At 60.2% G+C, this 23,520-nt stretch carries 21 protein-coding genes and 1 pseudogene; 8 read left to right on the forward strand and 14 right to left on the reverse strand.

Features of this window, described 5'->3' with window-relative positions:
* Positions 1-32: 32 nt before the first annotated feature.
* The 6 genes from ruvC to LQ249_RS24875 all read right to left on the reverse strand — a co-directional run bounded on the left by ruvC (position 33) and on the right by LQ249_RS24875 (position 4,881).
* Positions 33-557 (reverse strand): crossover junction endodeoxyribonuclease RuvC, encoded by a 525-nt coding sequence (gene ruvC, locus LQ249_RS24850; RefSeq protein ID WP_017847125.1) that lies wholly within the window; start codon positions 555-557, stop codon positions 33-35.
* 157 nt (positions 558-714) lie between these two features.
* The gene (locus LQ249_RS24855) at positions 715-1,461 is read right to left on the reverse strand and encodes a YebC/PmpR family DNA-binding transcriptional regulator (RefSeq protein ID WP_017847124.1); all 747 of its coding nucleotides are present in this window, start codon (positions 1,459-1,461) and stop codon (positions 715-717) included.
* 135 nt (positions 1,462-1,596) lie between these two features.
* Entirely contained in the window at positions 1,597-3,372 is a 1,776-nt protein-coding gene (gene aspS, locus LQ249_RS24860; protein WP_079444591.1) for an aspartate--tRNA ligase, read from the reverse strand.
* Positions 3,373-3,481: 109 nt separating this feature from the next.
* Positions 3,482-3,703 carry an FmdB family zinc ribbon protein gene (locus tag LQ249_RS24865; RefSeq protein WP_026140049.1) on the reverse strand — a complete coding sequence of 74 codons (222 nt, stop codon included), beginning with the start codon at positions 3,701-3,703 and terminating at the stop codon, positions 3,482-3,484.
* 182 nt (positions 3,704-3,885) lie between these two features.
* On the reverse strand, positions 3,886-4,227 hold the full coding sequence (locus LQ249_RS24870; protein WP_017847121.1) for a ribbon-helix-helix domain-containing protein: 342 nt from the start codon (positions 4,225-4,227) through the stop codon (positions 3,886-3,888).
* 180 nt (positions 4,228-4,407) lie between these two features.
* Positions 4,408-4,881, reverse strand: a complete 474-nt coding sequence (locus LQ249_RS24875; RefSeq protein WP_057004530.1) for a Dps family protein — start codon at positions 4,879-4,881, stop codon at positions 4,408-4,410.
* Positions 4,882-5,308: 427 nt separating this feature from the next.
* Between LQ249_RS24875 and LQ249_RS31570 the strand changes: the two genes are divergently transcribed.
* On the forward strand, positions 5,309-5,911 hold the full coding sequence (locus tag LQ249_RS31570; RefSeq protein WP_010566142.1) for a cold-shock protein: 603 nt from the start codon (positions 5,309-5,311) through the stop codon (positions 5,909-5,911).
* A gap of 67 nt (positions 5,912-5,978) precedes the next feature.
* On the opposite strand, the gene LQ249_RS24885 is transcribed toward LQ249_RS31570, so the two are convergent.
* Together LQ249_RS24885 and LQ249_RS24890 are read right to left on the reverse strand one after the other, a co-directional pair.
* Positions 5,979-6,185, reverse strand: coding sequence for a SlyX family protein (locus tag LQ249_RS24885; protein ID WP_017847119.1), 207 nt, complete (start codon positions 6,183-6,185; stop codon positions 5,979-5,981).
* A 3-nt stretch (positions 6,186-6,188) separates the two neighbouring features.
* Positions 6,189-6,614 carry an HIT domain-containing protein gene (locus LQ249_RS24890; protein WP_046382253.1) on the reverse strand — a complete coding sequence of 142 codons (426 nt, stop codon included), beginning with the start codon at positions 6,612-6,614 and terminating at the stop codon, positions 6,189-6,191.
* 743 nt (positions 6,615-7,357) lie between these two features.
* On the opposite strand from LQ249_RS24890, the gene LQ249_RS24895 reads away from it, so the two are divergent.
* Positions 7,358-8,656 carry an OprD family porin gene (locus LQ249_RS24895; RefSeq protein WP_169881529.1) on the forward strand — a complete coding sequence of 433 codons (1,299 nt, stop codon included), beginning with the start codon at positions 7,358-7,360 and terminating at the stop codon, positions 8,654-8,656.
* A 191-nt stretch (positions 8,657-8,847) separates the two neighbouring features.
* On the opposite strand, the gene LQ249_RS24900 is transcribed toward LQ249_RS24895, so the two are convergent.
* Together LQ249_RS24900 and LQ249_RS24905 are read right to left on the reverse strand one after the other, a co-directional pair.
* Positions 8,848-9,690: a mechanosensitive ion channel family protein gene (locus LQ249_RS24900; RefSeq protein ID WP_017847116.1), complete on the reverse strand. Its 843-nt coding sequence runs from the start codon at positions 9,688-9,690 to the stop codon at positions 8,848-8,850.
* A 135-nt stretch (positions 9,691-9,825) separates the two neighbouring features.
* Entirely contained in the window at positions 9,826-10,311 is a 486-nt protein-coding gene (locus LQ249_RS24905; RefSeq protein ID WP_017847115.1) for a YajQ family cyclic di-GMP-binding protein, read from the reverse strand.
* A 123-nt stretch (positions 10,312-10,434) separates the two neighbouring features.
* Here LQ249_RS24905 and LQ249_RS24910 point away from each other — a divergent pair, with 123 nt between their 5' ends.
* Genes LQ249_RS24910 through LQ249_RS24920 form a run of 3 tightly spaced genes read left to right on the forward strand, consistent with a single transcriptional unit; the run spans position 10,435 to position 14,016 of the window.
* Complete coding sequence (locus LQ249_RS24910; protein WP_232565960.1) at positions 10,435-11,352, forward strand: putative 2-dehydropantoate 2-reductase; 918 nt, start codon at positions 10,435-10,437, stop codon at positions 11,350-11,352.
* Between the two features lie 46 nt (positions 11,353-11,398).
* The gene (locus LQ249_RS24915) at positions 11,399-13,435 is read left to right on the forward strand and encodes a sensor histidine kinase (RefSeq protein WP_026140048.1); all 2,037 of its coding nucleotides are present in this window, start codon (positions 11,399-11,401) and stop codon (positions 13,433-13,435) included.
* Positions 13,436-13,437: 2 nt separating this feature from the next.
* Positions 13,438-14,016, forward strand: coding sequence for a cob(I)yrinic acid a,c-diamide adenosyltransferase (locus LQ249_RS24920; RefSeq protein WP_017847112.1), 579 nt, complete (start codon positions 13,438-13,440; stop codon positions 14,014-14,016).
* A gap of 115 nt (positions 14,017-14,131) precedes the next feature.
* On the opposite strand, the gene LQ249_RS24925 is transcribed toward LQ249_RS24920, so the two are convergent.
* The 3 genes from LQ249_RS24925 to secA all read right to left on the reverse strand — a co-directional run bounded on the left by LQ249_RS24925 (position 14,132) and on the right by secA (position 19,173).
* The gene (locus tag LQ249_RS24925) at positions 14,132-15,076 is read right to left on the reverse strand and encodes a Nudix family hydrolase (protein ID WP_046382249.1); all 945 of its coding nucleotides are present in this window, start codon (positions 15,074-15,076) and stop codon (positions 14,132-14,134) included.
* Positions 15,077-15,095: 19 nt separating this feature from the next.
* Positions 15,096-16,313, reverse strand: coding sequence for a bifunctional glutamate N-acetyltransferase/amino-acid acetyltransferase ArgJ (argJ, locus tag LQ249_RS24930; RefSeq protein ID WP_026140046.1), 1,218 nt, complete (start codon positions 16,311-16,313; stop codon positions 15,096-15,098).
* A 124-nt stretch (positions 16,314-16,437) separates the two neighbouring features.
* Positions 16,438-19,173, reverse strand: coding sequence for a preprotein translocase subunit SecA (gene secA / locus LQ249_RS24935; protein WP_017847109.1), 2,736 nt, complete (start codon positions 19,171-19,173; stop codon positions 16,438-16,440).
* A 294-nt stretch (positions 19,174-19,467) separates the two neighbouring features.
* On the opposite strand from secA, the gene LQ249_RS24940 reads away from it, so the two are divergent.
* Positions 19,468-19,923: a DUF721 domain-containing protein gene (locus LQ249_RS24940; RefSeq protein ID WP_017847108.1), complete on the forward strand. Its 456-nt coding sequence runs from the start codon at positions 19,468-19,470 to the stop codon at positions 19,921-19,923.
* 4 nt (positions 19,924-19,927) lie between these two features.
* Here LQ249_RS24940 and LQ249_RS24945 read toward each other — a convergent pair whose 3' ends face one another.
* Positions 19,928-21,412, reverse strand: coding sequence for a helicase HerA-like domain-containing protein (locus LQ249_RS24945; RefSeq protein WP_057004532.1), 1,485 nt, complete (start codon positions 21,410-21,412; stop codon positions 19,928-19,930).
* Positions 21,413-21,617: 205 nt separating this feature from the next.
* Between LQ249_RS24945 and LQ249_RS31845 the strand changes: the two are divergent.
* Positions 21,618-22,649, forward strand: a pseudogene (locus tag LQ249_RS31845) (HAMP domain-containing protein); the annotation flags it as partial.
* Positions 22,650-22,742: 93 nt separating this feature from the next.
* Positions 22,743-23,507 (forward strand): methyl-accepting chemotaxis protein, encoded by a 765-nt coding sequence (locus tag LQ249_RS31850; protein WP_370737559.1) that lies wholly within the window; start codon positions 22,743-22,745, stop codon positions 23,505-23,507.
* Positions 23,508-23,520: the final 13 nt, after the last annotated feature.

Consider the following 23,520-nt stretch of genomic DNA (forward strand, 5'->3'; position numbering starts at 1 on the left):
CCTGACCGCAAATAACGATTGCGCCGATGCTATCAGAGACGCAGCCGCCCGCCACGACTACGTGCCGCCCCCAGGCCGTGAGGCAGCAGGCTGGAACGGGTATGCGCGTGGCAAATGGCGATGGCCAGGGCGTCGGAGGCGTCGATCTGCGGCTTGGAGGTGAGTTTGAGCATGTGCATGACCATCATCTGCACCTGCTCTTTATTGGCCGCGCCGGTGCCGACCACGGCCTGCTTGACCTGGGTGGCGGTGTACTCGGCGATTTCCATGGCCTCCTCGGCACCGGCGACGATGGCGGCGCCACGGGCCTGGCCGAGCTTGAGAGCCGAGTCGGCGTTTTTGGCCATGAACACCTTTTCGATCCCCATGGTCACCGGCTTGTAGGTCTGGATCACTTCACGCACGCCGCGATAGACGATCTGCAGGCGCTCGGCCAACTCGCCCGCACCGGTGCGGATGCAGCCCGAGGCGACATACACGCAGCCGCGCGGGGTGTGTTGCACCACACCAAAACCGGTGATGCGCGAACCGGGGTCGATACCTAGAATTAAAGTCATAACGCCTGCAGGTCGGGTAAACACAATTTTTGATACAGGTAAAATCCAATGTGGGAGGGGGCTTGCTCCCGATTACGGTGGTTCAGTCGATTCATAAATGACTGACACACCGCCATCGGGAGCAAGCCCCCTCTCACATTTAGATCCACATCGTCCGTCAGCCTAGCTGCTCGGCGACCGACTCTGGAATGTCAGCATTCGAGTAAACGTTCTGCACGTCATCCAGGTCCTCGAGCATATCCAGCATCTTCAGCACTTTCTGCGCGCCGTCCAGGTCCAGTTCGGCGCTGGTGGTCGGCAGCATCACGATTTCTGCGTCGGTGCCTTTGAAACCAGCGGTTTCCAGCGCGTTACGCACCGCATAGAACCCGGCGAACGAGGTGAACACATCGATCGAGCCGTCTTCATTGGTCACCACGTCGTCGGCATCCGCTTCCATCGCGGCTTCCATCAACGCGTCTTCATCCACGCCCGGCGCGAAGGAAATCTGGCCCTTGCGCTCGAACAGGTAGGCCACCGAGCCGTCCGTGCCGAGGTTGCCACCGCACTTGCTGAACGCATGACGCACCGCCGCGGCAGTACGGTTGCGGTTATCGGTCATGCACTCGACCATCACCGCCACGCCGCCCGGGCCGTAGCCTTCGTAGGTCAGCTCGACCATGTCGTCGGTATCGGCCGCACCGGCGCCACGGGCCACGGCGCGGTCGATGATGTCGCGACTCATGTTGGCGCCGAGGGCCTTGTCCAGCGCCAGGCGCAGACGCGGGTTGGAGCCTGGGTCACCGCCGCCTTGGCGGGCGGCGACGGTCAGTTCGCGAATCCACTTGGTGAAGATCTTGCCTTTCTTGGCATCCTGACGCTCTTTGCGGTGCTTGATGTTCGCCCACTTGGAATGGCCAGCCATAACACAACTCCGAAATTCTCTAGAAACCTTATCAACCCCGCCCCAGGCGGGATACAACCCTTGTAACGCAAAGGCGCATCCGAAGATGCGCCTTTTTGACTGCGTAAAACCTTATCGCGCTTTCACGCAGCGGCCTTACTCAGCCTTTGGCGCCTCGCGCAGGCGGATATGCAGCTCGCGCAGTGCCTTGGCATCCACAACACCTGGCGCCTGGGTCATGACGTCCGCAGCGCTCTGGGTTTTCGGGAAGGCGATCACTTCACGGATCGACTGGGCGCCGGTCATCAGCATCACCAGACGGTCCAGGCCAAAGGCCAGGCCGCCGTGGGGCGGTGCGCCGTACTTCAGGGCGTCGAGCAGGAAGCCGAATTTCTCTTCCTGTTCGGCTTCGTTGATGCCCAGCAGACGGAATACCGCTTGCTGCATTTCCTTGCGGTGGATACGGATCGAACCGCCACCCAGCTCAGTGCCGTTCAAGACCATGTCGTAGGCCCGGGACAGAGCGCCCGCCGGGTTGGCTTCGAGCTCTTCCGGCGAGCACTTCGGCGCGGTGAACGGGTGGTGCAAGGCGCTGAAGCTGCCGTCGTCGTTCTCTTCGAACATCGGGAAGTCGACGACCCACATCGGTGCCCACTTGCAGGTCAGCAGGTTCAGGTCGTGGCCCAGCTTGATCCGCAGCGCGCCCAGGGCTTCGCTGACGATCTTGGCCTTGTCGGCGCCGAAGAACACGATGTCACCGTCGACTGCGCCCACGCGATCGAGGATCACATTGAGGTTGGTTTCCGGGATGTTTTTCACGATCGGCGACTGCAGGCCATCAACGCCCTTGGCACGCTCGTTGACTTTGATGTACGCCAGGCCCTTGGCACCGTAGATGCCGACGAACTTGGTGTAGTCGTCGATCTGCTTGCGCGGCATGCTCGCGCCGCCAGGCACGCGCAGGGCGGCGATGCGGCATTTCGGGTCGTTGGCCGGGCCGCTGAACACCTTGAAGTCGACGTCCTTGAGTTGGTCGGCCACGTCCACCAGTTCCAGCGGGATACGCAGGTCAGGCTTGTCGGAACCGTAGCGGCGCATGGCTTCTTCGAAGGTCATGTGCGGGAATTCGCCGAATTCCAGGTCCAGCACTTCCTTGAACAGGTTGCGGATCATTTGTTCGGTGATACCCATGATCTCTTTTTCATCGAGGAAGCTGGTCTCGATGTCGATCTGGGTGAATTCAGGCTGGCGATCGGCGCGCAGGTCTTCGTCACGGAAGCACTTGGCGATCTGGTAGTAACGGTCGAAGCCGGCCACCATCAGCAGTTGCTTGAACAGCTGCGGCGATTGCGGCAGGGCGAAGAAACTGCCGGCGTGGGTACGGCTCGGCACCAGATAGTCACGCGCGCCTTCCGGGGTGGCACGGGTGAGGATCGGCGTTTCAACGTCGAGGAAGCCGTTTTCATCGAGGAAGCGACGGATGCTGGTGGTCATGCGCGAGCGCAGACGCAGCTTCTCGGCCATTTCCGGGCGACGCAGGTCCAGGAAGCGATAACGCAGGCGGGTTTCTTCGCCAACATCGGAATATTCGTTCAGTGGGAACGGCGGGGTTTCCGACTCGTTCAGCACTTCCAGCTCGTAGCCCAGCACTTCGATCGCGCCGGACGCCATGTTCGGGTTCACCGCACCGGCCGGACGCAGGCGCACCTTGCCGGTGATCTTCACTACGTATTCGCTGCGCACGCGGTCGGCGGCGGCGAAGCTCTCGGCGCGGTCCGGGTCGAACACCACCTGGGCCAGACCATCACGATCACGGATATCGAGGAAGATCACCCCGCCGTGGTCGCGGCGACGGTGAACCCATCCGCAAAGGGTGATTTCCTGACCTTCCAGGGTCTCGTTCAGTTGGCCGCAATAATGGCTGCGCATCATGGTAGTGGTTTCACTTCTCGTAATTCGAAATTCGGTGGCAGGCTTGGCCTCAGTCACCGTACATAAGTCAGGGGACGGATAATGCAGGAGCCTGCGCGTAGAGTTCAACTCAGTCTGCTTTGTCGCCGCCCGCCAGATTCTTCTTCGAGCCGGTCTTGAAGTCGGTCTCGTACCAGCCGCTGCCGCTCAGGCGGAAGCCCGGCATGGACAACATCTTTTTAAGCTCAGGCGCCTTGCAAGCTGGGCAATCGACCAGCGGCGCGTCGCTGATCTTCTGGATGGCTTCCAACTGATGACCACAGGAAGCGCATTGATAGTCGTACATGGGCATGGAGATGTCTCGGCGATCAGATCGTTACTGTGCCGCGCCGGCCTCCGGATAGAGGCCACTGCGCAGAAAGCGCCTGCAGCGGCAAAGCGCGGGATTATATCTGGTAAATCGAGGCAGCGCAGCCGGCTTTCTGCCCGAGGCCCGGCCCGCCTGAACGCCGGGCCAGCCCCGGAACCCCCGGATTACTCGGGATTGGACAGGCAAGCGCGGCCTTTCAATACGTGAACCACGCAGACCACCCTGACCAGCCCGCTGAAGTTCTTCACGCCGCCATAGCGCAAATGCACTTCCCGATCGACATAAGACAACAGCGCACTGACTGAACAGGCATTGAGCCTGGCTATTTCCGTGAGGATATTCCAGTAGATCTGTTCCAGCCGCAGGCAAGTGGAAAACCCATTGAGCCTTACCGATCGGGACAACGGCCGCGCCAGCCCCATATCGAACCCTTTGACAAAGGGGTCGACGTTTATCTTATGAAAACCACAGGTCTCCATCACTCTACTACCCACTCCACGCGACATACACCTGACACTCCATTGCCAAACAGCAGTCCATGGGCTTCTCCCATTGGACAGTGGGCCTATCAAACAGCAGGACGACGGGGGGTAGCCAGAAGACGGGGAGTTGATAGTCGTAGGACAACGCCAGGAAGCACGGAGAAACAAGCGAGCGGCGCCAGGGCCGCCGCCCGAGGTCGGTGTTTACTTGTTTTCGAGTAGGGAACGCAGCATCCACGCAGTTTTTTCGTGAACTTGCATACGCTGGGTCAACAGGTCGGCCGTCGGTTCATCGCTGACCTTATCGAGCAGCGGAAAAATACCGCGCGCGGTACGCGTAACCGCCTCCTGGCCCGCCACCAGTTGCTTGATCATCTCTTCAGCGCTGGGCACGCCCTCTTCTTCCTTGATCGAAGAAAGACGCGCATAGATCGAATAGGCACCCGGCGCCGGGAAGCCCAGGGCACGAATGCGCTCGGCAATCAGGTCCACCGCCAGCGCCAGCTCGTTGTACTGCTCTTCGAACATCAAGTGCAGCGTGCGGAACATGGGGCCCGTGACGTTCCAGTGGAAATTGTGGGTCTTCAGGTACAGTACATAGGTATCGGAAAGCAGACGCGAAAGCCCGTCGACGATGGATTTGCGATCTTCTTCACTGATACCGATATCGATTGCCATGTTTATCCCCTTCAATTGAACAGCATTCATTGATCAGGTGCCGGATCACTCTAGCAAGAGTACCCACTGTGTGCAGCCCGACGCACCGAGGCGACGTGCGGCAAATCGCCCTGCGCGGCCTCGCTGGCCCGCGACGGTGAAGGCTTTAGGCGCGACAGAAAATTTCCCCGACAGCAGGCAAAACGCCTGCAACTGTCTAGGACAAGCGTTTGACGCAGAAATGCCCTGCCCCTTGCAACGCCCGGAAATGCTTGATTTGAGTAGGCACAGCCTTTGCTGTTAAATAGGCAGCGTGTCGCTGCCGTTATTTTCTTCGGCCAGCGCATAGGCTGATACCCGCGCACGTGCCCAACGCCTCCCATTGTTCAGAAGCGAACCGTGCCAGTCAGCTCTTCCTTGTGATCCGTCTTAACGTGAGTTAATCAAAATGTTGAAAATCGTCCACCTGCTAACGGGCGTTGCAGCTTTGCTGCTGTCCTTTATCCCGAGCCTGCAGCCTGAAAGCCTGCCCTACCTGCAACAACATGACGCTCTGTACCTGGCCTTGTTCGGCCTTCTTAACCTGACGCTGGCGCCAGTGATCCCTTACTGGAACAAAGGCACGCGTCATCAACTGCAAAACCTGGTCAGCGCGCTGCTGGTGCTGACTGTTGTCGTACAAACCCTCACCCTCCTGGCACCCATGCCTGAAGTCGGCGGCCACCCGGCCATCCTGCTCAGCCTGGTGATTGCGCTGGTCGCCATCGTTCTTCACCTGGCCATCAGCTTCTACCGTTCGTCCCCTGCGGCCGCGTCGCAAAACTACGACATGACCAATCGGGATACCGGGACCGTCAAGTGGTTCAACACGTCCAAGGGCTTCGGCTTTATTTCCCGCGATTCGGGCGACGATATCTTCGTCCACTTCCGGGCCATCCGTGGCGAAGGCCATCGCGTCCTGGTCGAAGGCCAGCGTGTGGAATTCTCCGTCATGAACCGCGACAAAGGCCTGCAAGCCGAAGATGTGATCGCCGCGTTGCCGCGTCGCTGATTCCAAGCCAGGCAAAAAAAACCGCGATCCGGCACAAGCTGGATCGCGGTTTTTTATTGCGCGGCTATTAATAGTGAGGCGGCGGCGCTTCTTCTTCGGACGACTCGAACTGGCCGCCCATTTCTTCCTGGCGCTTGAGCAGCGCGGTCATCTGCAGCTGCAGGCGTTCGACCGCCCGCTGCTGGGTGACCAGGATGTCGTTGAGGGTTTCGATGGTGTCGTCCTGAAAGGCCAGGCGGCTTTCCAGGTCGGTCACGCGGTCTTGCAGATCCATGGTTCAGTCCTGGCTAAAGATGAAGTCGGCAGGTGACAGCTCGCGCAACCGCGCACGGATCGCTGCCACCTGTTCTTCAGTATACGGCCGGGCCGGATGCTTGCCCCAGACCGGCGCAGGCCAGGCCATGTCATCGCGCTTGCGCACGATCACATGCACATGCAACTGGCTGACAACGTTCCCCAGCGCGCCGATGTTCATCTTGTCGGCGCCGAAACCTTCACTCAGCAATTGCGCAAGGGTTGTCGTTTCATTCCACAGTTTTTGTTGATCTATGACAGACAATTGAAAAACTTCGCTGATACCGTTTATGCGCGGTACCAGAATAAACCAAGGGTAATTCGAGTCATTGGACAGCAGCAGGCGGCACAACGGGAAGTCCCCGATGGTCAGTGTGTCTTGTTGCAGGCGTTGATCTAAGGCGAACACCGCGGGCACTCCGTTCGGCAGGTCAGATTCTGGCGCCCAGCATACCTTCGAACGCCGGCGGCTTCACTTCGAATACAGACGCCAACGCGCATCCCGATAAAAAACCTGCCCCTTTTCGAGGCAGGCGAATAATTGAGCTACGCTGAATCGGGACTCATCGGAGTGCACCAAAATGACCCACTTGTGCTTCAAAGAGATCCGCCAAGTACCCACCCATGAGGGTGAACCGGTAACGTTTCGCGCAGGTACAGGATTCATGCACCACCGAATCAATGGAATGCATGGCCGTCAAGGACAAACTGAACGGTTTGAGAGGCCCGTGTTTATGCGGTTTTTACAGTGCAGTGAGGCTTTTCACGAAAAAATGACATTCAGTTACCGGTTTGGGCGCGCTTGTTGCATTCACACCCACATCGTCGGCAACGGCACCCTTCGGGAAGCGGGTGTTTCGCGATAAGAACACTAGCGAGTCAATGCGTATCAAGGATGCATTCAAACTTAGAAAAGGGTTTGAAAACAGCATTGAAGTTGTCAGTTCGGTAACATTCGGACTGTGAATTTGCGACATGGACCTAGCAATTCACGACAGCCTCGTAAAGAAGCTGAAAGGAAAGATGGGTAAGTATCGTCATTAGAGTCAGCGTGATATAACTTTACGCGGACACAAAAAAAGAAAGAGCCGCCCAGATAAAAATACAGGTGGGACGGCAGTACTCTTCCTAAAACCAAAGGAGCAAATCACGATGCGCGTGATGAAGTGGAGCATGATCGCCCTGGCTGTTTCAGCAGGCACCTCGCAGTTCGCAATGGCGTCTGCCCAAGACGATGCCAAGGGCTTCGTTGAAGACAGCACTTTCAGTATCAATACCCGTGCGCTGTATTTCAGCCGCGACAAACGCAACAATGACTCCGGCCAAAGCCGCAGCGAAGAAACCGGTCTTGGTTTCAACGGTCTGTACCAATCGGGCTTCACCCAAGGCACCATCGGTGTCGGCGTCGACGCCATCGGCCTGCTGGGCCTCAAGCTCGATAGCGGCAAGGGCCGTGCTGGCACTGGTCTGTTCCCAACAGGTTCGGATGGTCGTTCGCAAGACGACTACTCCAAAGGCGGCGCCGCAGTTAAATTCCGCGTCTCCAATACCGTGCTGAAAGCCGGCGATCAATACACCACAGCGCCTGTATTCGCCTCTGATGACAGCCGCTTGCTGCCTGAGTTGCCGCAAGGTATCTCGATCACCAGCAACGAGATCAAAGACCTGAAGCTTGAAGCCGGTCACTTCACCTCGATCGTCGCCCAAGACCATACCTACAAGGACAGTATCTCCAGCTCCGAGCCGATTACCGGCCGTGGCCTGCGTGATGCCAACTTCCTGGGCGGTGTTTACGCCTGGACCCCAGAGTTCACTACCAGCCTCTACTACTCGAAAGTAGAAGACTACTGGAAGAAACTTTACGCCAACGTGAACTGGACCCACGCGCTGAGCGCCGATCAGTCCCTGGCCGTAGACTTCAACATCTACAGCACCAAAAGCGACGGCGCCGGTCTGCAACGCGCAGAAAAAGACAACACCACCAAGCTGGATAACCGTGCCTACAGCCTGCAAGGCGCTTACACCTACCAGGCTCACACCTTTACCCTCGCTTACCAGAAAGTTAGCGGTGACGGTGACTACGGTTACGGCGTAGACGGCGGCGGCACGGTTTTCCTGGCCAACTCCATCGCCCGTTCCGACTTCAACGCTGAAGACGAGAAATCCTGGCAAGCTCGCTACGACCTGAACATGGCCACCTTCGGCGTGCCAGGCCTGAGCTTCATGACTCGTTACGTCAACGGTAGCGGCGCCAACACTGGCACCACGTCGAACGGCAAAGAGTGGGAACGCGACATCGAAGCCAAATACGTGATCCAGAGCGGCCCAGCGAAAGACCTGAGCCTGCGTGTACGCCAAGCGACTTATCGCTCGTCTGACGGCGTGTACTACGGTTCGGCGTCGATCGACGAACTGCGTCTGATCGCGCAATACCCGCTGAACATCTTGTAATTGCCCGTTCGATTACAACGATGACTTAAGGCTTCGGCCTTAAATTAAAAGCCGCTCCCCTGCATGCAAGGGAGCGGCTTTTTTATTGCAATATTATTTCAGCAGTAAAATAACTAGCAAGCTAACTAACGACAGTATCGTTCCCGCACTTAACGTGACCTATCAGCCAAGTTAAGTGCAAATGCCTTTCATTACTTCGCCGCTGTTTCCTGCATCACCCGAATAACCCGCTGCGGAAATGGAATATCGATCCCCGCCGCTTTCAAGCGATCACGTGCCAGTTCATTGAACATGAACATCACGTCCCAATAATCCGCCGTCTTGGTCCAGCACCGCAAAGACACCGTGATCGAACTGTCGCCCAAGGTCGAAACCACGGCCACTGCCGCCGGATCAGCCAATACACGCGGGTCTTTTGCCAGCTCCAGCAACACTTCGCGGGCTTTCTGCAGGTCGGCCTCGTAGTCCACCCCCACATCAAACACCACCTTGCGGGTAGGCTGACGGTTGGTGTTGGTGATGATGCCGTTGGAGAGGATGCCGTTCGGCACGATCACGGTCTTGTTGTCGCCGGTGCGCAGCACGGTGTGGAAGATCTGGATGCTGTCGACGGTACCAGACGTACCTTGGGCTTCGATCCAGTCGCCGATACGGAACGGGCGGAACAACAGAATCAGCACGCCACCAGCAAAGTTAGCCAGGCTGCCCTGCAAGGCCAGGCCGATGGCCAGGGTCGCGGCACCGATGGCGGCGACGAACGAGGTGGTTTCCACGCCGATCATCGAGGCCACGCTGACGATCAGCATGACCTTCAGCACGATGTTCGCCAGGCTGGTGATGAAGTGCTGCAGCGCCAGGTCCGCGTTACGGATGGCCAGCAAACGCCCCACTCTGTGGGTCAGGCGGTTGATCAGCCACCAGCCGATGGCCAGGGTAATCACGGCCAGCAATACCCGGCTGCCGTATTCCATGATCATCGGGATCCACGACTGGGAGGTCTTGATCAGGTGATCCACTTCAGCGTTCAAATCCATCTACATTCTCCTGTTTGCCGGATGTACGGCGTTTTTTGTGCCCACTAACGCAATTGAGCCCCGAAGGGCTCAATGGCAGGCGCAGGTTCTGGGGCGTGGGACGTCAAAAACGGCCGCAGGTTCCCCAAAGTGCCATCAGTCGCGGAAGTTATTGAACTGCAGCGGCATCTCGAAGGTCTTGGCGCGCAGGGCAGCGATGGCCTCTTGCAGGTCGTCACGTTTCTTGCCGGTGACGCGCACCTGCTCACCCTGGATGGCGGCCTGGACTTTCAGCTTGGCGTCCTTGATATGCGCCACGATCTTCTTCGCCAGTTCCTTGTCGATGCCTTCCTTGAGGACGGCTTCCTGCTTCATCAGCTTGCCGGACGCGTAGGCGTCCTTGACTTCAAGGCACTGCACGTCGATCTTGCGCTTGACCAGGGCGAGCTTGAGGATCTCGATCATCGCTTCCAGCTGGAAATCGGCTTCAGCGGTCAGGTTGACGGTCAGTTCCTTTTCCTTGAATTCGAAACTGCCCTTGCCTTTCAAGTCATAGCGACGGTCCAGTTCCTTGACGGCGTTCTCGACGGCGTTGGTGACTTCGTGTTTGTCCAGTTCGGATACCACGTCGAACGAAGGCATGTCATTTCTCCAATATAAGGGGCGGGCTCAGTAGAGATGGAGCGCGCCCAAGCTAAAATGCCGGGGCATTATAGCGGTTCTTTCGCCCCATTCGCTGTGAGCGACCCTACGGAGCACAAACTGATGTCGACCACCTGGCATATTCTCGGCGCCGGCAGCCTCGGCACGCTGTGGGCCACCCGCCTGGCCCGCGCCGGCCTGCCGGTGAAGCTGATCCTGCGCGATGCGGCACGCCTGGCCAGCTACCAGGCGGCCGACGGGCTGACCCTGGTGGAGCACGGCGTAGCGCACACTTACCCGGTACTCGGCGAAACGCCTGACAGCCCTGAGCCGATCCATCGCCTGCTGGTGGCGTGCAAAGCCTACGACGCTCAAAGCGCCGTCGCACAACTGCAATCGCGCCTCGCGCCCGGCGTCGAATTGATCCTGCTGCAAAACGGCCTGGGCAGCCAGGACGCCGTCGCCGCGCAGTATTCCCAGGCCCGCTGCATTTTTGCCTCCAGCACCGAAGGCGCGTTTCGCGACGGCGATTGGCGCGTGGTGTTTGCCGGCCACGGCTACACCTGGCTGGGGGACGCCAGTCACCCCACGGCCCCGGTGTGGCTGGACGACTTGCGCGCCGCCGGCATCCCTCACGAATGGAGCAGCGACATTCTTACGCGCCTGTGGCGCAAGCTCGCACTCAATTGCGCCATCAACCCGCTGACCGTGCTGTACCAATGCCGCAATGGCGGCCTGCAAGCCCATCAGTGCGAAGTCGCAACCTTGTGCGCCGAACTCACCGAGCTGCTGCAATGCTGCGGCCAGCCGGCAGCGGCGCAGGACCTGCAGACGGAAGTGGAACGGGTGATCCAGGCCACGGCGGCCAATTACTCTTCGATGTACCAGGACGTGGCCAGCGCGCGGCGCACCGAAATCAGCTACCTGCTGGGCTACGCCTGCCAGGCCGCCGCTCGGCATCGGCTGACGCTGCCGCATCTGCAACAGGTGTACACGCGCCTCGTCGACCAGCTGGTTGCACGCGGATTGCCCCGCGACTGAGGCACGCGCTACCCTGCCCATTCGTCTATTACCTGTGAAACCCCTGATGCCACTGCGCCAGCGTCTTGAAAACCTACCGGTAGGGCAGAAACTGCTGGCCGCCCTGCTGGTGTTGCTGACCACTGTGTTACTGGTGGCCAACCTGACTTTTATCAGCGCCGCTTACTGGATCTCCCAGGAGAGCATGGCGCCCCAGGCGCTGCAGGCGATTGGCCGGCTGGTGTCCAACCCGGCGCTTGCCGCCGAAGCCCTTGAGTCTCCGGCCAAGGCCGACGCCCTGCTCAATGAGCTGACCAGCTATTCGCCGCTGCGCGCAGCCGCGTTGTACGACGCCGAGGGCAACCGCCTGGCACAGATGCAACACGGCGACCGCCTGCACCTGCCGGGCAACTACCGGGATATCGAAGCCTGGCGCCTCACCGAGTTTCGCAGTAACCAAGTCATCACCCTGCCCCGCCCCGGCCAGCCTTCCGGGCATTTGTTGCTGGTGGCCAGCAGTGAGCTACCGGTGGCGTTCTATACCGGCACGCTGACGGCGAGCCTGGGCATCCTGATTTTCAGCGTGCTGCTGTGGCTGGTCATCGCTCGGCAGATCAAGCGCCTGATCACCCGGCCGATCCATGAGCTGGAAGAGCTGTCGCGCCAGGTCACCCGCGAAGAGAACTACGCCCTGCGCGCCGGCCGTGGCAACCATGACGAAATCGGCAGCCTGGCCGAAGCCTTCAACACCATGCTGTCGCGCATCGAGGCCCGCGAGCAGCAGCTCAAGCGCGCGCGCGATGAGTCCCAGGCGGCCTACGACCAGGCACAGGGCCTGGCCGAAGAAACCCGCCACACCAACCGCAAACTGGAGCTGGAAGTCCAGGTGCGCAGCAAGATCGAGAAAAAACTCACCGGTTTCCAGAACTATCTCAACAGCATCATCGACTCGATGCCCTCGGCGCTGATCGCCCTGGATGAACAGCTCTATGTCACCCAGTGGAACCAGGAAGCCACCGCACTTTCCGGCACGCGCCTGGATGAAGCGCTGAACCAGCCGATCTACCTCGCTTTCCAACCGCTCAAACCCTATCTGCCGCAGATCAAGGCCACGGTCGAGCAACACACGGTGGAGCGCATCGAGCGTGTCACCTGGGTCAAGGACGATGAATCCAAGCATTACGCCCTGACGTTCTATCCGCTGATGGGCGGCGCCGGGCGCGGTGTGGTGATCCGGATCGATGACATCACCCAGCGCCTGTCCCTGGAAGAAATGATGGTGCAGTCGGAAAAGATGCTCTCCGTCGGCGGCCTTGCTGCGGGTATGGCGCATGAAATCAACAACCCGCTGGGGGCGATCCTGCATAACGTGCAGAACATCCGCCGCCGGCTGTCCCCCGACCTGCCCAAGAACCTGGAACACGCCGAACAAGTGGGCATCGAACTGCAGACGGTCAACCGTTACCTGCAAAGCCGCGAAGTCCCACAATTGCTCGACGGTATCCAGCAGGCCGGCGCGCGGGCGGCGAAAATCGTCACCCACATGCTCAGTTTCAGCCGGCGCAGCAATCGGCAGATGGCACCGTGTGATTTGCCGGCGCTGATCGACCAGGCGGTGGAAATCGCCGGCAACGACTTTGACCTGGCGATCGGCTTCGACTTCAAGGGCCAGGCGATCATCCGCCAGTTCGACCCGCAGCTCGGCCCGGTGCCCGGCACCGCCAACGAGTTGGAACAGGTGCTGCTCAACCTGCTGAAAAACGCGGCGCAGGCCATTCACCAGCGCGAAGACGACCGCGAGCCGGGGCGCATCATCCTGCGCACCCGCCTCAACCCGCCCTGGGCGGAGATCCAGGTCGAAGACAACGGCATCGGCATGAGCGAGAACGTGCGCAAACGCACCTTCGAGCCATTCTTCACCACCAAGGAAATCGGCCAGGGCACCGGGCTGGGGTTGTCGGTGTCGTACTTCATCATCACCAATAACCACAAAGGGCAGATGGAAGTGCATTCCACCCTGGGCCAAGGCACCTGCTTCACGTTGCGCCTGCCCCTGGCCGGCAGCCAATTGTCCCCCGCTGAACTTACCCAACTGGAGCACTGATCATGGGCTTTCGCCTGTCGAAGATTTACACCCGTACCGGCGACCAGGGTGAAACCGGGCTCGGCGACGGTCGCCGCGTGCCCAAGGACCACCCGCGGGTGGAAGCCATCGGCGAAGTCGACACGTTGAACAGTCAGTTGGGCTTGCTGCTGGCCGGCCTTGAAGAGCAAAGCGGCAAGCATCCGCACCTGAAGGACGTGATCGAAGTGCTGACGCCTTGCCAGCATCGTCTGTTCGACCTCGGCGGCGAGCTGGCGATGCCGGTGTACAAAGCGCTGAACGCGGCGGAGGTGAATCGGCTGGAGGCAGCGATTGATCGCTGGAACGAAGAGGTCGGGGCGCTGGAGAACTTCATCTTGCCCGGTGGCTCAGCGCTGATCGCCCAGGCCCACGTGTGCCGCAGCGCAGCACGCAGTGCCGAGCGCCGCTGTCAGCACCTGAATGCGGTTGAACCGTTGGAGGGGGTGGCTTTGGCGTATATCAACCGGCTGTCGGATTTGCTGTTTGTGGCGGCGCGGGTAATTGCCAAGCGCCAGGGTGTGGCGGAGATTTTGTGGCAGGCGGCGGCCAAACCCCACTGATTATCAGGTGTCTGGTCTGGCGCCATCGCGGGCAAGCCCACTCCCACATTTGGATTTGTGAACACCTTCCAATGTGGGAGTGGGCTTGCCCGCGATGAGGCCAACAAACGCTAGATCAATCTTGCGGCCAGAACGCCCGAATCCCTGCCACACCTTGAGCGCCGGCATCCCATGCCTGCTCGCGCTCAGCAGGCCCAACGCCACCCAACAGATACACCGGCTTGCTGAACCCGCGGATCAGCTCTGCCGCCTGTTCCCAACCCAACGGTTGGGCATCGGGATGGGTCTGGGTCGGCTGCACCGGCGACAGCGTGACAAAATCCACGTCCATCAATTCCGCCAGCGCCAGTTCCTCGGCGTTATGGCAAGACGCCGCCAACCAGCGATCCTTCGGCAGCGGTCGGCCCTTGCTTGCGTATTTGCGCAGTTGCGCCGAGGTCATGTGCCAACCGGCCGCAGGAAAATCCCCCAGCCATTCGAACGGGCCCTTGAGCATCAGTTGCGCCTTGCCGGCACACAGGCCCACGGCGTCTACCGCCAGGTCACGGTACTTGGGGTCGTAACCGTTAGGGGCGCGCAGTTGCACCAGCTTGATGCCGCCCGCGATGGCTTTCTGGATACCGCGCAACAGCGGCGCGGTTTCCAGCTCGCCCGGTGTGATCAGGTAGTCGCCGGGCAACCGTGCGGCGGCAACGATCGGCGCATTGGCCGCCGGGAACTCATAGTTGAGCAGGTCACGCGCCGCGACCCATTCCAGGGGTTGACCTTCGGCGCCGTGTGGCTCGCCGGTAAAGGCCGAGACTTCCCAGACATCCAGCAACACCTGCTTATCCGGGTAATCATGCTGCACCTTGATCAACGGTCGCGCCGTGGTGACCTGGATGCCCAGCTCTTCCTGCAACTCGCGGGACAGCGCCGTGGCGACCGACTCGTCGGCCTCCACCTTACCGCCGGGAAACTCCCAGAGGCCGCCCTGATGCTGGGTATCGGCACGGCGCGCCAGCAGGATTCTGCCGTCGACGCCGCGGATCACCGCTGCTGCTACATGCACTCGTTTCACCGCGTTTATCCTCCGGGCTTCAGGTACGGTATTCCGCGTTGATCTTCACGTACTCGTGGGACAGGTCCGTGGTCCAGATGGTTTCGCTGCACTCGCCGCGACCCAGCTCGATGCGGATGGTGATTTCTTCCTGCTGCATCACCGCCGAACCCTGGGCTTCGGTGTAGCTCTCGGCGCGGGCACCACGGCTGGCGATGCACACGTCACCGAGGAACACGTCGATCTTGCTCACGTCCAGGTCCGGCACGCCGGCACGGCCGACGGCGGCGAGGATACGGCCCCAGTTCGGGTCGGAGGCGAACAACGCGGTCTTGATCAGCGGCGAGTGCGCCACGGTGTAACCGACATCCAGGCATTCCTGGTGGTTGCCGCCGCCGTTGACTTCAACCGTGACGAACTTGGTGGCACCCTCGCCGTCACGCACGATGGCCTGGGCCACATCCATGCACACTTCGAACACCGCTTGCTTCAACGCGGCGAACAGCGGGCCGCTGGTGGAGGTGATTTCGGGCAGGTTGGCCTGGCCGGTAGCGATCAGCATGCAGCAATCGTTGGTGGAGGTGTCGCCGTCGATGGTGATGCGGTTGAACGACTTGTTGGCGCCGTCCAGCATCAAGCGCTGCAGCACGTCGCGGGAGACTTTGGCGTCGGTGGCGATGTAGCCAAGCATGGTGGCCATGTTCGGGCGGATCATGCCCGCACCCTTGCTGATGCCGGTGACGGTGATGGTCACGCCGTCATGCACAAACTGACGGCTCGCGCCCTTGGGCAAGGTGTCGGTGGTCATGATGCCGGTGGCGGCGGCCGCCCAGTTATCCACAGACAGGTCATCCAGCGCGGCTTGCAGGGCGCCTTCGATTTTTTCCACCGGCAGCGGCTCACCGATCACACCGGTGGAGTACGGCAGCACCTGGCTGGCGTCGACGCCGGCCAGTTGTGCCAGTTTGGCGCAGGTCCGCGCGGCGGCGACCAGGCCAGGCTCGCCAGTACCGGCGTTGGCGTTGCCGGTGTTGGTCAGCAGGTAACGAATCGGACCGGCCACGCGCTGCTTGGCCAGGATCACCGGCGCGGCGCAGAAGGCGTTGAGGGTGAACACACCGGCGACGGTCGAGCCTTCAGCACAGCGCATCACCACGACATCCTTGCGCCCCGGGCGTTTGATGCCGGCCGAAGCGATACCGAGTTCAAAACCGGCAACCGGGTGCAATGTGGGCAAAGGACCAAGACCAACAGCCATGAATGCGCTCCTTAAAAATAGATGATGTCTGTGCCGTCGCGTTCGACGGTGGGAATTAATGGCAAAACGCCGCGACGGCTGATGCCGGTCGCGGCGCGGGGTGTTGCAGCGTCAGGCGAAAATCTTAGTTGATTTCGCCGTGGCAGTGTTTGAACTTCTTGCCCGAACCGCACCAGCACAGCTCGTTACGGCCCAGCTTCTGCTCGTTGCGCACCGGAGTCTGAGCCAAGGCCACATCGACCTCTTCGCCCAAGACCTCAGGCGCTTCAAGACCTGGCGCTTCCTCATGCTGGAACTGCATGCGCGCCGCCAGTGCCTCGGCTTCCTCACGCAGGCGCGCTTCTTCCTCGACCGGGTCTTCGCGACGCACCTGAACGTGGGACAGCACGCGAATCGAATCGCGCTTGATCGAATCCAGCAGTTCGGAGAACAGCGTGAACGACTCGCGCTTGTACTCCTGCTTCGGGTTCTTCTGGGCGTAGCCACGCAAGTGGATACCGTGACGCAGGTGATCCATGGTCGACAGGTGGTCTTTCCACAGGTCGTCCAGCACGCGCAGTACGATTTGTTTCTCGAAGGTGCGCAGCGCTTCGGCACTCGCCTGCTCTTCTTTCTCGTTGTACGCGGCCAGCAGCTCGGTCATCAGCTTCTCGCGCAGGGTTTCTTCGTACAGGTGATCGTCTTCGTCCAGCCACTGCTGAACCGGCAAGTCGACACCGAAGTCGCTCTTCAACGCTGCTTCCAGGCCAGCAACATCCCATTGTTCTGGCAGGGACTGTGGCGGAATGTGTGCGCTGACGGTGGCGTTGAGCACGTCCTGACGGAAATCGGCGATGGTCTCGCCAATGTTGTCGGCGGCCAGCAACGTGTTACGCATGTGATAGATCACTTTACGCTGTTCGTTGTTGACGTCATCGAACTCGAGCAGTTGCTTACGAATGTCGAAGTTGCGGCCTTCGACCTTGCGCTGGGCCTTCTCGATGGCGTTGGTCACCATGCGGTGCTCGATCGCTTCACCGGACTGCATGCCCAGGGCTTTCATGAAGTTCTTCACCCGATCCGAGGCGAAGATACGCATCAGGCTGTCTTCCAGGGACAGGTAGAAACGGCTGGAACCGGCGTCACCCTGACGACCGGCACGACCACGCAGCTGGTTGTCGATACGGCGCGATTCGTGACGCTCGGACGCGATCACCTGCAGGCCGCCGGACTCCAGCACCGCCTGGTGGCGTTTCTGCCAGTCGGCTTTGATCTGGGCGATCTGCTCGGGAGTCGGGTTGTCCAGGGAAGCCACTTCCACTTCCCAGTTGCCGCCCAACAGGATGTCGGTACCACGACCGGCCATGTTGGTGGCGATGGTCAGTGCGCCGGGGCGACCGGCCTGGGCGATGATCTCGGCTTCTTTTTCGTGGAACTTGGCGTTGAGGACCTTGTGCTCGATGCCTTCCTTGTTGAGCAGGTTGGACACGTGCTCAGACGTTTCGATCGTCGCGGTACCCACCAGGATCGGACGCCCCTGGGCCATGCCGTCCTTGATGTCGTTGATGATCGCCGCGTATTTCTCTTCGGCGGTCAGGAACACCAGGTCGTTGAAGTCTTTACGCGCCAGCGGTTTGTTCGGCGGGATGACCACAACCGACAGACCGTAGATCTGGTGGAATTCGAACGCTTCGGTGTCGGCCGTACCGGTCATGCCGGACAGTTTGTTGTACAGACGGAAGTAGTTCTGGAAGGTGGTGGAAGCCAACGTCTGGCTTTCGGCCTGGATGTTGAGCACTTCCTTGGCCTCGATGGCCTGGTGCAGGCCCTCGGACAGACGACGACCCGGCATGGTACGCCCGGTGTGTTCGTCAACCAGGACGACCTGGCCGTCCTGGACGATGTATTCGACGTTGCGATGGAACAGCTTGTGCGCGCGCAGGCCGGCATACACGTGGGTCAGCAGGCCCAGGTTATGGGCCGAGTACAGGCTTTCGCCCTCGGCCAGCAGGCCGATCTGGGTCAGCATGTCTTCGACGAACTGGTGACCGGCTTCGTTGAGTTCGACCTGACGGGTCTTCTCGTCGATGGTGAAGTGACCTTCTTTGGTCACCACGCCTTCCACTTCCTCGATGTGCTGCTCCAGGCGCGGGATCAACTTGTTGATCTCGGTGTACAGGCGCGAGCTGTCTTCGGCCTGGCCGGAGATGATCAGCGGGGTACGGGCTTCGTCGATGAGGATGGAGTCGACTTCGTCGATCACGGCAAAGTTGAGTTCGCGCTGGAATTTTTCTTCCATGCTGAACGCCATGTTGTCGCGCAGGTAGTCGAAACCGAATTCGTTGTTGGTGCCGTAGGTGATGTCGGCAGCATAGGCCGCACGCTTCTCTTCCGGCGGCTGGAACGGCGTCACGACGCCGACGGTCAGGCCGAGGAATTCATACAGCGGGCGCATCCAGTTGGCGTCACGGCGGGCCAGGTAGTCGTTCACCGTCACAACGTGCACGCCCTTGCCGGACAGCGCGTTGAGGTAAACACCCAGGGTCGCTACCAGGGTCTTGCCTTCACCGGTACGCATTTCGGCAATCATGCCTTCATGCAAGGTCATGCCGCCGATCAGCTGGACGTCGAAGTGGCGCATGCCCATGACACGCTTACCGGCTTCACGGGCGACCGCGAAGGCTTCGGGAAGCAACTTGTCGAGGGTTTCACCTTTGGCTATGCGGGCCTTGAACTCTTCGGTCTTGGCGCGCAATTGCTCGTCCGAAAGGGCAACCATCTGCTCTTCGAAGGCATTGACCAGCTGCACCGTCTTGAGCATGCGTTTGACTTCGCGCTCATTCTTGCTTCCAAAAAGTTTCTTTAACAAAGGCGCAAACATATCGGCAGGTTCTTCCACACATAGGGATGGAGGGCGCACCGTGAGTGGCCCGAGCGGCCCTCACGGGCGCATGCGAACGCGCATTCTACCCGGAATCGTGGGTGAGGAAAGTGGCGTTGTTCCCCAATGCAGGCATGAGCCCGTGAGAGGGCCCATTTAAAATAAGGGCTTTTACCGGAACTTCAACCCATGGAGTGCATTGATTTCGCAGATAAAGCCCCGCCAATGCATTGCCTGGGGGTCCACAGGCGCTTTCTGCTAAGATGGCGGCTCTGTTACTTAAGGTGTCTGATCATGGCGTTTCGCCCTCTTACAGCCCGCGCGCCCAGCGTGTTGCTTCGCGAAGCCAAGCCGTTGAAAGCCATCTTCAGCCATGCGCAACGCCTGGGCCACCTGCAACGCCTGGTTGAAAGCCAATTGCAACCGGCAGCGCGGGAACATTGCCATGTCGCCTCGTGGCGCGAGGGCAACCTGCTGCTTATTGTCACAGACGGCCATTGGGCGACACGCTTGCGCTATCAGCAAAAACGCTTGCAGCGACAATTGATGGCGTTTGACGAGTTTGCCAGCCTGACGCGTATCCAATTCAAGGTGCAACCGCCGACCGTTCCGCAAGGCGCGGCGGGGCACACCATGGATTTATCGGCGAATGCGGCCGAAACCATTCAGGCAACGGCCGACGGCATCAGCGATCCGGGTTTACGCGCGGCGCTGGAACGCCTCGCCGCGCACGCCAAGCCCAAAGCCTGATCGGCTATCTACGCTTGCTGCCGCCCAGCAACGACCCCAGCAAGCCCCGCACCAATTGGCGCCCCACCTGATTGGCGGCCTGTTGCATGGCTGACTTGAGCGCCTTGCCGGCCGCAGTCCCGAGGAACGCCCCGGCCCTGTCGGTAAAGCTCGGCTCTTCGCTCACTGGCTTGGCTTCTTCGGCTTCGGCCGGGCCCAACGCCTTGCGCGCCATCAGCACTTCATAGGCCGATTCGCGGTCAATCGGCTTGTCATAGCGGCCCTGCAACGGCGAACTGGCAATCAGGGCGGCGCGTTCGGCGTCGCTGAGCGGGCCGATCCGCGATTGCGGTGGCGCGACCAGCACGCGCTGGACGACTTCCGGCGTGCCCTTTTCCTGCAAAGTGCCCACCAGTGCTTCACCGGTGCCCAGCTCTGTCAGGACCGACAACGCATCAAATGTCGGATTGGGCCGAAAACCGTCCGCCACCGCGCGCAGTGATTTCTGCTCTTTGGTGGTGAATGCGCGCAGGCCATGCTGGATACGCAAGCCAAGTTGCGCCAACACGCTGTCAGGCAAGTCCCCGGGCGATTGCGTGACGAAATACACACCCACGCCTTTCGAGCGAATCAACCGCACCACCTGTTCGAGGCGGTCCTGCAAGGCCTTGGGCGTATCGGCAAACAATAAGTGCGCTTCGTCGAAAAACAGCGCCAGCAGCGGCTTATCGGCATCGCCGCGTTCGGGCAACTGCTCGAACAGTTCAGCCAGCAGCCATAAAAGGAAGGTTGCGTACACCTTGGGGGCTTCGTGGACCAGGCGGCTGGCGTCGAGCAGGTGGATACGCCCGCGACCATCGCTGGCGGGTTGCAAAATATCCTCGAGCTGCAGCGCCGGCTCGCCGAACAACGCTTCCGCGCCCTGCTGCTCCAGCACCGCCAGGCGCCGCAACAGCGCCTGGCTGGAGCCGGTGGTCATCAGCGCCGCATCTTCACCCAGCAGTTCCGGGTGGTAGCGCAAGTGATTGAGCAGCGCCTTGAGGTCCTTCAAATCCAGCAGTAACAGGCCTTCGCGGTCCGCCACCTTGAAGGCGGCATATAACGCTGACTGCTGGCTGTCGGTGAGCTCCAGCAGGCTGCCGAGCAGCAACGGTCCCATTTCACTGATGGTGGTACGCAATGGATGACCGGACTGACCGTGAATATCCCACAGCGTGACCGGATACGCCTTGGCCGTGTAATTCAGGAAAGGCATGCCGGCGATGCGCTCGGCCACCTTGCCCTGGGGGTTGGCCGCAGCGCCGAGACCACAAAGGTCGCCCTTGATATCCGCGGCGAATACCGCCACGCCCGCATCGCTGAACGCTTCTGCCAGGCGTTGCAGGGTGACGGTCTTGCCAGTGCCCGTGGCACCGGCAACCAACCCGTGACGATTGGCCAGGCGCATGGCCTGGGCGATGGGCTGGCCATCAAGGCCGGCGCCGATAAGGAGTTGCGTGGAGTCAGGCATTTCGTCACCTATGGTTAATCTTTCGTGCCGCAAGGTCGATACACATCAATGTAAGACCCACAAAGTCTAAAAACAGGTCAGACAGCTCCTACAGGGACCTCACAGGGCTATCGCCACAAATATCACACCTTTTTTGACGCTACCATTCTGCGCATCCCATAAGGACGCGTTTTGGATATTAAGACCTTAGCGGACCCTTCAGGCCATGAATAAAAACCTGCGCTTCAGCCACAAAATCCTGCTTGCTGCCTCCCTTATCGTCATCGCCGCCTTCGCGCTGTTTACGCTTTATAACGACTACCTGCAACGCAACGCAATTCGCGAAGATCTCAACAATTACCTGCATGAAATGGGTGATGTCACTGCCAGCAACATTCAAACCTGGCTCACCGGGCGCATTGTCCTGGTGGAAAACGCGGCACAAAATATTGCGATCAATCCCGACCCCAAGGTGGTCGCCAGCCTGCTGGAACAGAAAGCCCTGACCTCCTCGTTCATGGCAACCTACGTGGGCGACAGCCAGGGCGCGTTCACTATCCGCCCCGACACCAAGATGCCGGACGGTTTCGACCCACGCGTTCGTCCTTGGTACAAAGGCGCCCAGAGCAGCAATGGTTCGACCCTGACCGAACCCTATATCGATGCCGCGACGGGGCAATTGATCATTTCCATCGCGACCCCCAGCGCCCAGGGCAGCCAGAGCATCGGCGTGGTCGGCGGCGACCTGAGCCTGCAAACCCTGGTGGACAACATCGGCGCGCTGAACTTCGGCGGCATGGGCTACGCGTTCCTGGTCAGCGCCGACGGCAAGGTGCTGGTCCACCCGGACAAAAACCTGGTGATGAAAACCCTGGCCGACGTCTACCCGAAACACACGCCGAAGATCAGCAGCGACTTCAGTGAAGTCGAGGCCAACGGCAAGGACAACATCGTGACCTTTACGCCGATCAAGGGCCTGCCGTCGGTGAACTGGTACCTTGGTATTTCCGTGGATAAAGCCACCTCCTTCGCCATGCTCAGCGAATTCCGCACCTCGGCGATCATCGCCACGATCATTGCCGTGGTAATCATCATCGCCTTGCTCGGCATGCTGATCCGAGTGCTGATGCAACCGCTGCACGTGATGACTCGCGCCATGCAGGACATCGCCGATGGCGAGGGCGACCTGACCCGTCGCCTGAGCATCCAGAATCACGACGAATTCGGCATCCTGGGTAATGCGTTCAACCGCTTCGTGGAGCGGATTCATACGTCGATCCGCGAAGTGTCCTCGGCCACCGGGCAGGTCAATGAAGTCGCCCTGCGGGTGGTCAGCGCGTCCAACTCGTCGATGATCAACTCCGACGAGCAGGCCAACCGCACCAACAGCGTCGCCGCGGCCATCAACCAATTGGGGGCCGCCGCCCAGGAAATCGCGCGTAACGCCGCACAAGCCTCGAACCAGGCCAGCGATGCGCGGCACTTGGCCGAAGACGGTCAGCAGGTGGTTGAACGCAATATCAAGGCAATGACTCAGTTGTCCGCGATGATCAGCGCTTCCAGCAGCAACATCGAAGCACTTAACAGCAAAACGGTGAATATCGGGCAAATCCTCGAAGTGATCACCAGCATCTCTCAGCAAACCAACCTGCTGGCGCTCAACGCCGCCATCGAGGCGGCGCGCGCCGGGGAAGCCGGACGTGGGTTTGCGGTGGTGGCCGACGAAGTGCGCAACCTGGCGCACCGCACCCAGGAATCGGCACAACAGGTGCAAACGATGATCGAGGAGCTGCAAGTCGGCGCCCGGGATTCGGTCAGTACCATGAGCGAAAGCCAGCGCCACAGCCTCGACAGCGTGGAAATCGCCAACCTGGCCGGCGAACGCCTGAACAGCGTGACCCAGCGCATCGGCGAGATCGATGGGATGAACCAGTCGGTCGCCACCGCCACCGAGGAGCAGACCTCGGTGGTCGAGTCGATCAACATGGACATCACCGAGATCAACACACTCAATCAGGAAGGCGTGGAAAACCTGCAATCGACCCTGCGCGCCTGCGCCGACCTGGAACAGCAGGCGGCACGGCTGAAGCATCTGGTGGGCAGTTTCCGTATCTGACCGACACCACAGA

Origin of the sequence: Pseudomonas sp. 7-41 (genome assembly GCF_021233075.1) — a bacterium.
GTDB lineage: Bacteria > Pseudomonadota > Gammaproteobacteria > Pseudomonadales > Pseudomonadaceae > Aquipseudomonas > Aquipseudomonas veronii.

Coding starts and splice junctions, on each gene's coding strand:
- secA (WP_017847109.1), bottom strand. CDS start 19,173: ATGTTTGCGCCTTTGTTAAAGAAACTTTTTGGAAGCAAGAATGAGCGC.
- LQ249_RS24885 (WP_017847119.1), bottom strand. CDS start 6,185: ATGGATCTGCAAGACCGCGTGACCGACCTGGAAAGCCGCCTGGCCTTT.
- LQ249_RS31570 (WP_010566142.1), top strand. CDS start 5,309: ATGTTGAAAATCGTCCACCTGCTAACGGGCGTTGCAGCTTTGCTGCTG.
- LQ249_RS31850 (WP_370737559.1), top strand. CDS start 22,743: ATGATCAACTCCGACGAGCAGGCCAACCGCACCAACAGCGTCGCCGCG.
- LQ249_RS24920 (WP_017847112.1), top strand. CDS start 13,438: ATGGGCTTTCGCCTGTCGAAGATTTACACCCGTACCGGCGACCAGGGT.
- LQ249_RS24940 (WP_017847108.1), top strand. CDS start 19,468: ATGGCGTTTCGCCCTCTTACAGCCCGCGCGCCCAGCGTGTTGCTTCGC.
- LQ249_RS24855 (WP_017847124.1), bottom strand. CDS start 1,461: ATGGCTGGCCATTCCAAGTGGGCGAACATCAAGCACCGCAAAGAGCGT.
- LQ249_RS24865 (WP_026140049.1), bottom strand. CDS start 3,703: ATGCCCATGTACGACTATCAATGCGCTTCCTGTGGTCATCAGTTGGAA.
- LQ249_RS24945 (WP_057004532.1), bottom strand. CDS start 21,412: ATGCCTGACTCCACGCAACTCCTTATCGGCGCCGGCCTTGATGGCCAG.
- LQ249_RS24895 (WP_169881529.1), top strand. CDS start 7,358: ATGCGCGTGATGAAGTGGAGCATGATCGCCCTGGCTGTTTCAGCAGGC.
- argJ (WP_026140046.1), bottom strand. CDS start 16,313: ATGGCTGTTGGTCTTGGTCCTTTGCCCACATTGCACCCGGTTGCCGGT.
- LQ249_RS24905 (WP_017847115.1), bottom strand. CDS start 10,311: ATGCCTTCGTTCGACGTGGTATCCGAACTGGACAAACACGAAGTCACC.
- LQ249_RS24900 (WP_017847116.1), bottom strand. CDS start 9,690: ATGGATTTGAACGCTGAAGTGGATCACCTGATCAAGACCTCCCAGTCG.
- LQ249_RS24910 (WP_232565960.1), top strand. CDS start 10,435: ATGTCGACCACCTGGCATATTCTCGGCGCCGGCAGCCTCGGCACGCTG.
- aspS (WP_079444591.1), bottom strand. CDS start 3,372: ATGATGCGCAGCCATTATTGCGGCCAACTGAACGAGACCCTGGAAGGT.
- LQ249_RS24875 (WP_057004530.1), bottom strand. CDS start 4,881: ATGGCAATCGATATCGGTATCAGTGAAGAAGATCGCAAATCCATCGTC.
- LQ249_RS24915 (WP_026140048.1), top strand. CDS start 11,399: ATGCCACTGCGCCAGCGTCTTGAAAACCTACCGGTAGGGCAGAAACTG.
- LQ249_RS24870 (WP_017847121.1), bottom strand. CDS start 4,227: ATGTCGCGTGGAGTGGGTAGTAGAGTGATGGAGACCTGTGGTTTTCAT.
- ruvC (WP_017847125.1), bottom strand. CDS start 557: ATGACTTTAATTCTAGGTATCGACCCCGGTTCGCGCATCACCGGTTTT.